General features: G+C 35.6%; 12 protein-coding genes. 8 read left to right on the top strand and 4 right to left on the bottom strand.

What is annotated here, in order from left to right:
* Positions 1-23: 23 nt before the first annotated feature.
* From hacA to mmp11, 5 genes are all read left to right on the top strand, one after another.
* On the top strand, positions 24-1,268 hold the full coding sequence (gene hacA / locus QZV68_RS00280) for a homoaconitase large subunit (RefSeq protein ID WP_296877449.1): 1,245 nt from the start codon (positions 24-26) through the stop codon (positions 1,266-1,268).
* A gap of 5 nt (positions 1,269-1,273) precedes the next feature.
* On the top strand, positions 1,274-1,753 hold the full coding sequence (locus QZV68_RS00275; protein ID WP_296877447.1) for a 3-isopropylmalate dehydratase small subunit: 480 nt from the start codon (positions 1,274-1,276) through the stop codon (positions 1,751-1,753).
* A complete protein-coding gene (locus QZV68_RS00270) occupies positions 1,728-2,735 on the top strand; it encodes an isocitrate/isopropylmalate family dehydrogenase (protein ID WP_296877446.1) in 1,008 nt (335 codons plus the stop codon). Before QZV68_RS00275 ends, QZV68_RS00270 begins: the two co-directional genes overlap by 26 nt.
* Before the next feature lie 149 nt (positions 2,736-2,884).
* Positions 2,885-3,301 carry a 6,7-dimethyl-8-ribityllumazine synthase gene (gene ribH, locus QZV68_RS00265; protein WP_296877444.1) on the top strand — a complete coding sequence of 139 codons (417 nt, stop codon included), beginning with the start codon at positions 2,885-2,887 and terminating at the stop codon, positions 3,299-3,301.
* A gap of 8 nt (positions 3,302-3,309) precedes the next feature.
* Complete coding sequence (mmp11, locus tag QZV68_RS00260) at positions 3,310-4,248, top strand: methanogenesis marker protein 11 (RefSeq protein ID WP_296877443.1); 939 nt, start codon at positions 3,310-3,312, stop codon at positions 4,246-4,248.
* A gap of 34 nt (positions 4,249-4,282) precedes the next feature.
* Here mmp11 and QZV68_RS00255 read toward each other — a convergent pair whose 3' ends face one another.
* Positions 4,283-5,980, bottom strand: coding sequence for a glycosyltransferase (locus QZV68_RS00255; protein ID WP_363136708.1), 1,698 nt, complete (start codon positions 5,978-5,980; stop codon positions 4,283-4,285).
* A gap of 144 nt (positions 5,981-6,124) precedes the next feature.
* Between QZV68_RS00255 and QZV68_RS00250 the strand changes: the two genes are divergently transcribed.
* Genes QZV68_RS00250 through QZV68_RS00240 form a run of 3 tightly spaced genes read left to right on the top strand, consistent with a single transcriptional unit; the run spans position 6,125 to position 10,617 of the window.
* Positions 6,125-8,278, top strand: a complete 2,154-nt coding sequence (locus QZV68_RS00250; RefSeq protein ID WP_296877439.1) for a Tex family protein — start codon at positions 6,125-6,127, stop codon at positions 8,276-8,278.
* Between the two features lie 55 nt (positions 8,279-8,333).
* Positions 8,334-9,353, top strand: coding sequence for a 5-(carboxyamino)imidazole ribonucleotide mutase (gene purE, locus QZV68_RS00245; protein ID WP_296877437.1), 1,020 nt, complete (start codon positions 8,334-8,336; stop codon positions 9,351-9,353).
* A 7-nt stretch (positions 9,354-9,360) separates the two neighbouring features.
* On the top strand, positions 9,361-10,617 hold the full coding sequence (locus QZV68_RS00240; protein WP_296877436.1) for a UbiD family decarboxylase: 1,257 nt from the start codon (positions 9,361-9,363) through the stop codon (positions 10,615-10,617).
* 35 nt (positions 10,618-10,652) lie between these two features.
* Here the strand turns inward: QZV68_RS00240 and amrS are convergent, their stop codons facing one another.
* From amrS to cfbA, 3 genes are read right to left on the bottom strand one after another with little or no spacing between them, the layout of a single operon-like run.
* On the bottom strand, positions 10,653-11,525 hold the full coding sequence (gene amrS, locus QZV68_RS00235) for an AmmeMemoRadiSam system radical SAM enzyme (protein WP_296877435.1): 873 nt from the start codon (positions 11,523-11,525) through the stop codon (positions 10,653-10,655).
* Complete coding sequence (gene thiL / locus QZV68_RS00230) at positions 11,512-12,435, bottom strand: thiamine-phosphate kinase (protein WP_296877433.1); 924 nt, start codon at positions 12,433-12,435, stop codon at positions 11,512-11,514. The genes amrS and thiL overlap by 14 nt, the downstream gene beginning before the upstream one ends.
* A 58-nt stretch (positions 12,436-12,493) precedes the next feature.
* Positions 12,494-12,976 (bottom strand): sirohydrochlorin nickelochelatase, encoded by a 483-nt coding sequence (cfbA, locus tag QZV68_RS00225; RefSeq protein ID WP_296877485.1) that lies wholly within the window; start codon positions 12,974-12,976, stop codon positions 12,494-12,496.
* Between the last annotated feature and the right edge of the window lie 70 nt (positions 12,977-13,046).

The raw sequence follows: 13,046 nt of genomic DNA, 5'->3' as shown, positions 1-13,046 counted from the left end.
ATCATTATTAAGAGGTTGAAAATATGCCAACAATGTCTGAAAAAATATTAGCTAAAGCATCAGGTAAAGACAAAGTAGAGGCTGGAGATATTGTTATAGCAAATATTGATGTAGCAATGGCACATGATTTGACTGGACCTCTTTCAGTAGAGTCTTTTAAAAAGATTGGAGCTGAAAAAGTATGGGACCCCTCAAAAATTGTTATTCCATTTGATCATCAGGTTCCGGCAGACTCAATTGACTCAGCCAACAATCATATCATTATGCGAAAATTCGTAAAAGAACAAAAAATCAAACATTTTTATGATGTAAATGCTGGAGTATGTCATCAGATTCTCCCGGAATTAGGTCACATTGTACCAGGAGAGGTTGTTGTAGGTGCAGATTCACATACATGTACTCATGGAGCTTTAGGAGCATTTTCAACAGGAATTGGTTCTACAGATATGGCCATGGTTTTTGCAGAAGGCAATTTATGGTTTAAAGTGCCTGAAACAAATAGATTCAACATTACTGGCAAATTAAAAGAAAACGTGTATGCCAAAGATGTTATTTTAAATATAATAGGCAAAGTTGGTGTGGACGGCTCAACATATAAGGCCTGTGAGTTTGCAGGTGAAACCGTCTCTGACATGAGCGTTTCAGACAGAATGGTCTTATGTAACATGGCAATTGAAATGGGTGGAAAAACCGGTTTGGTTGAACCTGATAAAAAGAGCGTAGGATATGTTGAAAAGCATTCCAACAAACCATATAAAGTATATAAAACCGATTTGGATTCATCCTCTCTTAATATTATAAATATTGACGTTAGCGATTTGGAGCCTCAAGTCGCTTGCCCTCACAATGTCGATAATGTAAAGCCTGTAAGTGAAGTTGACCAAGAGATTGATCAGGTCTTTTTAGGCTCTTGTACAAACGGCAGGTTAAATGATTTGCAGGATGCCGCAAAAATATTGAAAGGAAATAAAGTTGCTAAAGGAGTTAGAATGTTAGTGATACCGGCATCCAAAGAAATATACACAAAAGCACTTGAAGAAGGATTAATAAAAATCTTCGTTGATGCTGGAGCGCTTGTATCCGCCCCATGTTGCGGTCCTTGTCTTGGAGGGCACACCGGAATAATCGGACCTGACGAAGTAAGTCTTTCCACTTCAAACAGAAACTTCAAAGGTAGACAAGGTTCCCCTGAAGGAAAAGTTTACCTATCTTCTGCCGCTGTGGCCGCAGCTTCAGCGATTGAAGGAAAAATTGTAGCGCCAGAGTGATTGTTATGAAAGGAACTGCATGGAAATTTGGAAATGACATTGATACAGACATCATTATTCCAGGAAGATATTTAATTTACACTGATGAAAAAAGATTATCCGAACATTGTATGGAAGGTTTGGATGCTGAATTTAACAAGAAATGTAAAAAAGGAGATTTCATTGTAGCAGGGACCAATTTTGGTTGTGGATCTTCAAGAGAACATGCTCCTATTTCACTTAAAGGAATCGGAGTATCTGCAGTTATCGCAGAATCATTTGCAAGAATCTTTTATAGGAATGCCACAAATGTTGGAGTTCCTCTTCTTGAAGCTCCGGGAATTACAAAAATTGTAGAGGACGGAGAGGAAATAGAAGTTGATATGGAAAAAGGATGTATAACATCTGCAAATGGAGAATCAATAACTTTCAAAAAATTACCTCCATTCATGTTAGAAATATTAGAGCAAGGTGGATTAATTGAGTACCTCAAAAACAAAAGATAAATATCAGATTGCCGTTATTCCAGGAGATGGAATAGGCAAAGAAGTAATGGAAGCAACTATATCCGTACTTGATGAATTAGACATCGGATTCGACTATATTTACGGTGAAGCTGGAGATGAATGCGGTGAAAAAAACGGAAATCCGCTTCCTAAAGAGACTTTAGATATCATTAGAAAGGCCGATGCTTGTTTATTTGGTGCTGCAGGAGAAACCGCTGCAGACGTTATTGTTAAAATACGCCAAGAAATGAAAATGTATGCTAATTTAAGGCCTGTTAAAACTTATCCTAATACAAATGCATTGTTTGATGACGTTGATTTCATGATTGTGCGTGAGAATACCGAAGGTTTATACATCGCAGGTGAAGAGGAATTAACCGAAGATGGTGCAATTGCTAAACGTATCATTACAAGAAAAGCAGAAGAGCGCATTATTGATTATGCATTTAACTATGCAAAAGAAAACAATAAAAGCAAAGTTACAGCAGTTCATAAAGCCAATGTATTAAAGAAAAGTGATGGACTATTCAAAGAGGTTTTCTATGAAGTGGCTGAGAGATACCCTGAAATTGAAACCGAAGACTTTTACGTGGATGCAACCGCAATGTATCTAATTACTCAACCGCAAAGTTTTGAAGTGATAGTGACCACTAATCTATTCGGTGATATCTTATCCGATGAAGGCGCAGGACTCGTTGGAGGACTTGGAGTAATCCCATCCGCAAACATTGGTGAAAATGGAGCTTTATTTGAACCGGTTCACGGTTCTGCACCGGACATAGCAGGTGAAGGTAAAGCAAATCCAATAGCAATGATGCTTTCAGCAATTATGATGCTTAGATATATCGGTGAAAACGAAGAGGCGGAAAGATTTGATGCTGCTATATTAAAAGTACTTAATGAAGGTAAAACCTTAACAAGAGATTTGGGTGGTTCAGCAAGTACTATGGAAGTAGCCGAAGCTATTAAAAATTATTTATAAATTAAAATAAGGAGAAAAAAAATATGGATTTTAAAAAATTAAGTAAAATTCAATTAGCTGCACTTTTTATTATATTCATTATGGTATTAAGTGGGGTTGCAGGATTTATGCTTTTATTATTCCAAGGAGCTTAAAAAGGAGATGAAAAAATGGTAAAATATGAAATTGCTGCAGTAGTAGCAGAATTTAACTATGACATTACACAAATGATGCTAGAATTAGCTAAAGCAGAAGCTAGAAACAGAGACTGTGAAATTACAAAAGTTGTGGCTGTGCCTGGTGTATTTGATATGCCACTTGTAATAAAAAAATTATTGCAAAAAGGCGAGTATGATGCAATTATCACATTAGGTGCCGTTATTGAAGGTGCTACAGACCATGATCAAATCGTGGCTCAACATTCTTCCCGTAAGATTGCAGATTTAGCTCTAGAATATGACACACCAGTTGCTTTAGGAATTACTGGTCCTGGAATGACTAGAATGGATGCACACAGACGTGTCAAAAACGCAAAAAGTGCAGTTGAAGCAGCCATTAAAATGTGTGACAGATTAAAAGAAATTTAGATGATTACATGGAAATCCTAAAACCTAATGAACTTAAAGAAAAATTTAAAGACCCCTGGATTGCACCATATCAAAAAGTTTTAACAATGGTGGACGGAGACAAAGTCGAAATTGTTGAATACCACCCTTGCATTTCAGGGTCTCATTGGCTATTAAACCAGTACCGTAATAATTCTGAATTGATTGATTCTGCATACCGTGATGGAAACAAGCATGTTTATTCATGTCATGTCGGCAGTGCACCCCTTGACCTTAAAGCCAGCTTTAATGCTGCAGGGATTGATGAAATCGTTGTTGACGGAAATGAAGTAAAAGTGACTCATGCTGGACTTGCAGGTGCTGGTGTAGGTGCAGGAATGTGCAGAGGAATGGGTGAAGGTGTCAAATACATTGAACTAATTGAAACCGGTGGTGGTTCAAAAGTAGGAAAGGCTACTGTTGTAACCCCAAAACTTAAAAAAGTTGTTATTGGTGTTGATGATACAGACACTAAAGATGCGGGAGCTACTTGGACAATGGCTCATAATTTAGGTGTTGAACTTGCAAGCGAAGGCTATGAATACTTAGATCATATTATTGTTCAATTGTATCCTCATAATCCTCATAAAACTCAAAATTGCGTATCAATTGCTCTTACATTTGCTGTTGAAGAATCAAAAAAGGAAGATTTGATAAACAGAGTTATCGAAATTCTTAAAAGAGATACATTATCTGATAAAACAGCTATAGCCATATTGGAAGGTCTTGATATTCCTGAAAAATTAAGGGAATATTCAATAGCTACAAAATCAGGTATGATGGATATTGAAACTGCAGAAGAAACTGCCGAAGAATTAAACATTCCTTTGATTGCAGTAACTGGTAATCAAGGAAAAGTTGGTGCTTTAGCGGCACTTGGACTCTATAATGATGTAGAAGAAGCAGTAAAAGCTTATGATAAAAAATAATCTAAGAATTTTTTCTTAGATTTTAACTATTTTTTTAATCAAATATTAAATTCAGGAAACTGCCCTGACTGTCTCTTACAAACTGTCTTGTTGATGTGTGTTCCGAATCTTTAAAGACAATGTCTATTTCTGAACTTCCATAGTTAAAAGTAGTATTTTCAGGATTGGTTAACGTAGCAACATTTTCACCATCGATTGCTATGGAATAGGATGAATTAGCTCTGAATACTCCAGAAGAATTGGATACAGATACATTATCGACAAATATCTCAAAGTTTGAAGAATTCCTGTCTCTTGAAGTGATTATAAATTTTTCGACAGAGGTAATATTTTGATTATCCCTGCTTTGTGTGACAAGGGATTGTTCAAAGATTTCTTTCATGCGACTGTTTTGAATAATATAACCAGGTTCAAGGTTTAATGTTTTTCTAGCCTGACTAGGTAACCTAATAATGTCATCTTCACCATTTCTTGACTCATTGACAATGTAGATGGAATCTCCAATCTGAATTGTGTCATTAACCTTTATGCCCAACGTCATCATTGCCTCATCGGGCATGCGAATTTGATCTGATTCATTTTCGATTGCAACATCGATTGTGAATGGCCCCCTGACTGAAATTGAATTGTCAGTGGTGGAATCTGCATAGATAATTAGATTTCTTGAGTTCGGCTCAATTGACAGTACTCCATTTTCAAAGTGAGCCGCACCGATGAATGTTGAAATCATAAGCAGCAGGATAATTATGGAAATAATTAACGGAAAATGAATTTTGACAAATGATTTTAGCAAGCTGATACGCGGTGTTTTTCTAAACATTACGATTGACTTTACAATAACCTTGACAATATAGAATATTGATATGATAATGCCCAGAACAGAAATTAAAACTCCTATTGTAAGAGGAACCATTTTTACAAAAAATACTGTAAACAGACCAAGAATGATTAAAGATAAACCAACAACAGACATACGAATGAAATAACCAATTTCATCAATCATTATGACCCTACCGTACTTATTTGCACGGCTTATAATAGTTCTAACGACTTCATTAGCCATCATGTTTAAATCCGCAAGAGGGGACATGTCATGCTCTATAGCACCAATGTCAACTTCAAGAATAGAAATTCCAAGTACATCAGCATCAATAACGATTCCTACATCAACACCGTAGTCCTTTTCAAAATTGATTTTTTTCAATGTGTCTTTACGTGCCGCAAACTGACCGCTTAACGGTTGCTCAAAAGAAATTTCAGGGAAAAAGAAATTAAGTAATGGTTTGGCTGTAAGTTCAGTTACACGTCCACTGGCACGTGAAAATTTAGTTTTAGTGATTTCAGCTTCTCCAAGTAAAATTGGCTTGATCATTGATTCAACTTTTTTAGATGTCAGATTGTAAATGTCAGCATCAATAAAAGCTATGATATCGCATTCCGCCTGACTATATCCAGTATATAATGCTTCCCCTTTACCCTTATTTGATTCATGATTGATAACGATAGCGCCTGCTTTAATAGCTTCCTCTTCTGTGTTGTCAGAGGAACCATCATTAACAACGATGATTTCATCTACAAACGACACATTGTTAACTACTTCCACAACCTTAGCTACGGTATCCTCCTCATTGTATGCGGGAATAATAACTGAAACCTTTTGATATTTTTTCTTAGGCTTTTCAGTTCTAATACTGGCAAGCAAAAATGCAAGAATTACAAAAAACCAATACAATAAATTCACCTGAAAGTTTAATTATTTATAAATATATCATTCAAGTACTATAAATATATCAGTTTTTAAGAGACTAAAACAATAATTTAAAGAACACGTAAAACAAAAATTAATCTATTAAACTCATTCCAAAGGTAGTAATTAATGATAGTAGATAAACTTCAAAACGAACTAAATTTAGCCAATTGGCAAGTTGAAAAAGTAATCAAATTGATAGATGACGGAAATACTATACCATTCATTGCAAGATACAGAAAGGATGTTACCGGTTCATTGAACGATGAAACATTGCGAAAATTTGATGAAAGATTGAAATATCTAAGAAACCTGGAAGATAAGAAAGAAAAAGTTATAAAAAGAGTTGAAGAACTTGGAAAGCTAACAGATGAGCTTAAAAATAAGATTTTAAATGCTGACACACTCGTCGAACTTGACGATTTATACAGGCCTTATAAGAGTAAAAAAAGAACAAGAGCCACAATCGCTCGTGAAAGAGGTCTTGAACCATTGGCAGAAATAATTCTAGCTCAAGACATTAATGAAAGTGTCAAAAAAATAGCCAAGAAGTATATTAATCCTGAAAAAGAGATAAATACCGCTGAAGATGCTATAAAAGGTGCAAAAGACATAATTGCAGAAATAATTTCAGACAATTCAGAGTTCAGAAAAAAGATTAGACATAACACTTTTTTTACAGGTCAAATAAAGACAAAAGCTAAAGACAAAGATTCTACCAGCGAATATGAAATATATTATGATTATACCGAAGATTTAAGAAAAATACCTCCCCACAGGATTTTAGCTATAAACAGGGCTGAAAAAGAGGGCGTGATTAAAGGAAAAATCGTGTGCCAAACAGATGAAATCATAAAGTATCTCAACAGGCATATGCTGAAAAACATATCAAGAATTCCGGAAAAAATAGAATACAATAAATTTACTACACCAACCATTATGGAATCTGTTGAGGACTCATATAAAAGACTGATTTCACCTGCAATCGAGCGGGAAATCAGGAATTTCCTAACTGAGAAGGCCGAGGAAAAATCAATTAATGTATTTGCAAAAAACCTAAATCAGTTACTTATGGAAAGTCCTCTTGTAGGAAAGACAATCCTTGGCTGGGACCCTGCTTTTAGAACCGGGTGTAAACTAGCAATAATTGATGAAACCGGGAAAGTTCTTGATACTGCATTGATCTATCCAACAGAACCTCAAAATAAAGTTACAGAATCAATTAAAACTGTTCGAGAGTTGATTGACAGATATGGAATTAACGTAATAGCTATCGGAAACGGTACCGCTTCAAGAGAATCTGAACAGATTGTAGCAGACATCATTAGGGGAACAGATGTTGAATATATCATTGTCAATGAAGCAGGAGCATCTGTTTATTCCGCATCAAAATTGGCTGATGAGGAATTTCCTGATTTTTCAGAAGGTGAAAGAAGTGCGGTTTCAATTGCAAGAAGACTTCAGGATCCTCTTGCTGAACTTGTTAAAATAGACCCAAAATCCATTGGTGTCGGACAATATCAGCATGACATGAACCAAAAGCAGTTGACGGAATCATTGGGAGGGGTTGTAGAAAAGGTAGTGAATGAAGTTGGAGTTGACCTGAATACCGCATCAGTAAGTCTGCTTAACTATGTATCCGGAATTGGAAATTCAACAGCAAAAAACATTATCAGCTACAGGGAAGAAAACGGAAGCTTTAAAAATAGGGAAGAACTATTGAATGTTAAAAAACTTGGTAAAAAAACTTATGAACAGTGTGCAGGTTTTGTAAAAATCGATAACCCGGAATATCCTCTGGACAACACCACAATCCATCCGGAATCCTACGATGCCACATTCAAGTTACTTAAAAAGCTTAACTACACAACTGATGACATTGGAAAATCCCATCTTAAACTAAACGACATTGACATGGATGAAATCTCTAAAGAACTGGATATTGGAGTTGAAACCCTAAAAGACATAGTGAAAGAACTCAAAAAACCTGGTCGTGACCCTCGTGAAGATATGCCGAAACCGATTCTTAGAAAAAATGTCTTAAATCTTGAAGATCTCGAAATTGGAATGATAATGCAGGGAACTGTCAGAAACATTGTTGATTTTGGTGCATTTGTTGACATTGGAGTTCATCAAGACGGATTAGTCCATATATCACAATTAGTGGAGGACAAATATGTAAAACACCCTCTTGACATTGTTGCTGTTGGAGATATTGTTGACGTTAAAGTTCTGGATGTGGATATTAAAAGAAGAAGGATTAACTTATCAATGATAATTTAAATATTTAAAAATCAATATAATATAATAATAAAAATTTTTTTTAGAAGGGATTTTTATGACACCAAAAATAATGATTATTCTTGGAAGTGGATCTGATATTGCTGTTGCTGAAAAAAGTATGGATATTTTAGATAAACTCGAAATACCATACAGTTTGAAAATTGCTTCTGCACACAGAACCCCTAATTTAATTCGTGAAATTGTCGAACAGGGCACTGATGCTGGAATTGAAGTGTTTATTGGAATTGCTGGTCTTGCAGCGCACCTGCCAGGTACAATTGCCGCATATACACCTAGACCTGTTATCGGTGTTCCGGTTGATGTAAAGACTGGTGGAATAGATGCATTGCAATCAATTGTTCAAATGCCTTATCCATCCCCTATTGCGACCGTAGGAATAGACAGGGGAGATAATGCAGCTATATTGGCCGCTCAGTTCATTGGACTTCACAACGATGAAGTTCGCCAAAAGGTTATAAAACTAAGAAAAGAATATGCTGAAAAAGTTAAACAAAGCAATGAAGATATAGTCCAAAAAATTGAGAGAAAATACCTCCAAAATGATTTTTTAAGAATTAAAAACCTAGAAATAAATGAGATAGAAGTTGATGATTCAGTATGTGTCAAAAATAAGGATGCTGAAGTTGTGATTATTGTTGGAAGACAAACCGATGTAGGAACGGCCAAAAAAGTTGGAATCATACTAGACAGGCTTAAAATTTCATACGACTTAAAAGTCGTCTGTCCGATAAGGTCAACCAAGAAATTCACAAATTACGTTAAATGCATGAAAAATGCAAAAATTTTCATTGGAATCAGTTCAAACTCTTCACAGGTAACTGGAGGGATTATAGGACTCACTGACAGACCGGTAATTGGAGTCCCTTGTACTAATGAACAGGGAAATGATTATATGCTCACTACAGTGAGTATGCCTCCAGGAGTGCCTGTTGCAACTGTTGGAGTTAACAACGGTAAAAATGCTGCAGTTTTAGCCGGTGAAATCCTTTCTATTGACGATCCTAATATTACAGAAGTTTTAGAAAAATTAAAAGACAAAAAAATTAACTTATAGTGATAATATGAAACTCGAAGGCGACAACATTATTGAAATTACAGATGAACTTTCATCAGAATTTGAAGTTTCAAAGGTATTAAGAGAGTATCCAAAGGATACAGTCATTGTTAAAAACATCAAAGGATACGACATGCCAGTAGTTACCGGAATCTGCAATACCCGTGACAAAATAGCAAAATCCATTAATTGTGAAGTTTCTGAAATTACCCAAAAAATTATTGACGCTATGGAAAAACCGATTAAAGTGGATAAATTTACTGATTTTTCAGACTATGACAACTTAGATGTGGATTTGGATAAAATTCCAATTTTAACCCATTACAAAAGAGATGGCGGAGCATATATTACCGCAGGCGTTGTCTTTGCACGTGACCCTAAAACTGGAATTCAAAATGCTTCAATTCATAGAATGATGGTTTTAGACAACAAAAGACTCGTCATAAGGATTGTTCCAAGAAATCTCTACACCTATTTCCAAAATGCTCAGGAATTGGGTGAGGATTTGGAAATTGCAATAGCTATCGGAATGGACCCTGCAATTTTACTTGCAAGTACCACCTCAATTCCTATTGACTACAATGAAATGGAAGTTGCCAATGCATTTAAGGACGGCGAACTCGAATTGATTAAGTGTGGAGATTTGGAAGTTCCTAAAGCTGACATCATTCTGGAAGGAAAAATTTCAGTAACAGAAACCGTTGCTGAAGGTCCTTTCGTTGATTTGACTGACACTTACGACATTATCCGTGACCAGCCAATCATTAACTTGTCTAAAATGCACATTAAAAAAGACAATCCTTGTTATCATGCAATTGTTCCGGCAGGATTTGAACATAAACTACTTCAAGGCCTTCCACAAGAGCCAAGAATATACAAGGCAGTTAAAAATGCAGTTCCTACTGTTGAAAATGTTGTTTTAACTGAAGGCGGCTGCTGCTGGTTGCATGCTGTCATATCCATCAATAAGCAAACCGAAGGAGATGGAAAAAATGCAATTATGGCGGCATTGTCTGCACACCCTTCACTCAAGCACTGTACTGTTGTAGACACTGACGTTAATGTGTTTGATGCTGAAGACGTTGAATATGCAATAGCTACACGCGTAAAAGGTGACCGTGACATTATGATTGTTCCGAATGTGCGAGGCTCCTCTTTAGATCCTGTAGCTGAAAGTGATGGAACAACTACCAAAATTGGTGTTGATGCCACTAAATCACTTAAAACATTGGAAAAATTCGAAAGAGTTAGTTTTGGAGAATAAACTAACTTTTAATTTTACTTTTTTTTAAAAAAAACTTAAATATTACCTAAATATACATTCTCTATTCCTTTTTCTTGAGCAATTTCTTTTGCCTTAAACAATATTTCAGGCCTTGTTGGTGTAATATCATTTAATTTATAATAGGGAAATGCTCTTGAGAAATGCAGCGGAACATCAGAACCCAATTCACTGACTACAAAATCACACAGTTCATTAATTTCATCTAAAGAGTCATTATAATCATTGATTATTAAGTTTGTTATTTCCAAGTGCTTGCCCTCATCATAAACTCTTTTCAAATTATCCAATACAATGTCAAGGTCTGCACCACAAACTTTCCTATAGAAATCTTTAGACATTGATTTCAAGTCTATATTGAAAGCATCGACAAAAGTCAAAACCTCTTCGAGAGATTTATCTGAATAATATCCGTTGCTTACATAGATTACTTTCAAACCCTTTTGCCTTGCAAGCAGTGAAGTTTTTTTGCTGAAGGGTAAGTGTATCGTAGGTTCATTATATGTCCAAGCAATTGACTTACAATTATAGTTAAGTGCATTTTCCACAATCGCTTCTGGTGTTATTTTAATACCTCTTGAATACTTATCATATTCATGAGATATCATATAGTTCTGGCAATGCAAACAGGTCATGTTGCATCCAAAACCTCCTATGGAGTATGTTAATGTTCCCGGCAGGAACTGATTCAAAGGCTTTTTTTCAACCGGATCAGGACTTAAAGACGATACAATACCATATGATTCATCAAATAACTCACCGTTAATATTTTTGTGCTGTCTGCAAATTCCATACTTGCCGTCGGCAATCTTACAGTAATTAGCGCAAATCTCACAACGAATTTTCTGTGTCTTTGAACTTTTTTTATACAGCTCATTACTCACTAACATAATGCTCATATCCTTTATTTCTGATTTCCTCAACAAGCCCGTTTTCCAGCGTGAGTTCAACAATATCTGAATCTGTTACCTCACCAATCACATTAAATTCGATTGGCAATTTTTCCGAATCATCTTTACTGATTGTGAAAAGAAGTTCAAAATCTTCTCCAACATGGAAAATCAGATCCAAATAATCCAAATCTAGTTCACTAGCCAATGATTTATACTCATCGGAGATGTTTAACATTTCTTCATAAATCATGAAACCGTAATTATTCTTCTTGATTTCATATAACTCGCTGGCCAGTCCATCGGTAATATCAGTGGCTGAAGTAGCAAAATCCCTTAAAATCAAACCTTCCCTAATTCTGGCCTCCGGCTTTAATGCATGTTTTACATAAACATTATCCATCATGTCCAATTCAAAACCTAAAGCTGCAAGCCCAATATCACCTGTAATAGCTATCAAATCACCTTTATTATAAGAATCTTTCATCAGGGGTTTTTCTGTCAGTCCCAATGCGGTTCCTGTTATGATAATTTCTGATGCTTCATTAGTATCTCCTCCAATCAGAGGAATTCGGTAATAGTCACAAGCGCTCAGGACTCCTCTAAATATTTCCTTAAAATCATCCAATTTCAAGTTTTTAGGCATTGCGATTGCCAGTAAAAAACCTAAAGGCTCAGCCCCCATAGCCGCCAAATCACTTACATTAACTGTCACGGACTTAAAGCCAATGTCAAAATAGGACATGTTTTTTGGAAAGTGTTTTGACTGAATGAGCATGTCGCATGTAGAAATCAGATTTGAACTGTTTAATGGTGTGATGGCTGTATCATCAGGGGTAATGTCTTTGGAATTAGCAATAATATATCGAACCAATTCTTTTTCACCAATATCCGATACCTTAAGAGTCATGAATAATAGTATAAATTTCAAAATAAATAAAATTTTAGAAAAAAAGTAGGGCCCAGAACTATAAGTGTTCTGAGACTCTGTCTTTAATGATTTCGTACATCCTTTTATCGACGCCGAGAGGGTCGGTTAAAACGATTTCGCCATCAAACTCCACCGGTTCGTCATCATGGTCATGATGGTGGTGATGATGTCCGTGATGGTGACCATGGTCATGTCCGTGGTCATGATGGTGGTGATGATGACCCTCATCTTCATAATCACTTTCAATGCCAAGCAATGCAGGTATGTCCCTTTTTGTATGAAGCCCATGAGCTACAAATACAGGCACTACAATGATTTTATCCAAATCATTTTCAGATGTCAATTTTTTAATAGTTGCCGGTATTCCTGGTTCTCTAATTTCCATAAAACCGTACTCTACTGGCATTTCCGGAAATTCTTCAGTATACATTTCCTTATAAGCTTTAATTACTTCTTCACCATCGTCCAATCTTGAACCGTGGCTTAAAAGTAAAATTCCTGTTTTTTTATCAGACATAATATCAACCATAATTAAGTTTTAAGTTAAAAGTTCTTAAGTTATATTGAATAAAAATTTTTTCAAAAAAATA

This window comes from uncultured Methanobrevibacter sp. (assembly GCF_902801725.1).
In the GTDB taxonomy this organism is placed as follows: Archaea; Methanobacteriota; Methanobacteria; order Methanobacteriales; family Methanobacteriaceae; genus Methanocatella.
The sequence above is the reverse complement of the archived record's forward strand: the minus strand, read 5'-3'. Positions and strand labels throughout refer to the sequence as shown.

Bases quoted from the DNA above. Each gene is read 5' to 3' on its own strand.
- QZV68_RS00250 (WP_296877439.1), top strand. From the start codon at position 6,125: ATGATAGTAGATAAACTTCAAAACGAACTAAATTTAGCCAATTGGCAA.
- thiL (WP_296877433.1), bottom strand. From the start codon at position 12,435: ATGACTCTTAAGGTATCGGATATTGGTGAAAAAGAATTGGTTCGATAT.
- QZV68_RS00240 (WP_296877436.1), top strand. From the start codon at position 9,361: ATGAAACTCGAAGGCGACAACATTATTGAAATTACAGATGAACTTTCA.
- amrS (WP_296877435.1), bottom strand. From the start codon at position 11,525: ATGTTAGTGAGTAATGAGCTGTATAAAAAAAGTTCAAAGACACAGAAA.
- ribH (WP_296877444.1), top strand. From the start codon at position 2,885: ATGGTAAAATATGAAATTGCTGCAGTAGTAGCAGAATTTAACTATGAC.
- hacA (WP_296877449.1), top strand. From the start codon at position 24: ATGCCAACAATGTCTGAAAAAATATTAGCTAAAGCATCAGGTAAAGAC.
- QZV68_RS00275 (WP_296877447.1), top strand. From the start codon at position 1,274: ATGAAAGGAACTGCATGGAAATTTGGAAATGACATTGATACAGACATC.
- mmp11 (WP_296877443.1), top strand. From the start codon at position 3,310: ATGGAAATCCTAAAACCTAATGAACTTAAAGAAAAATTTAAAGACCCC.
- purE (WP_296877437.1), top strand. From the start codon at position 8,334: ATGACACCAAAAATAATGATTATTCTTGGAAGTGGATCTGATATTGCT.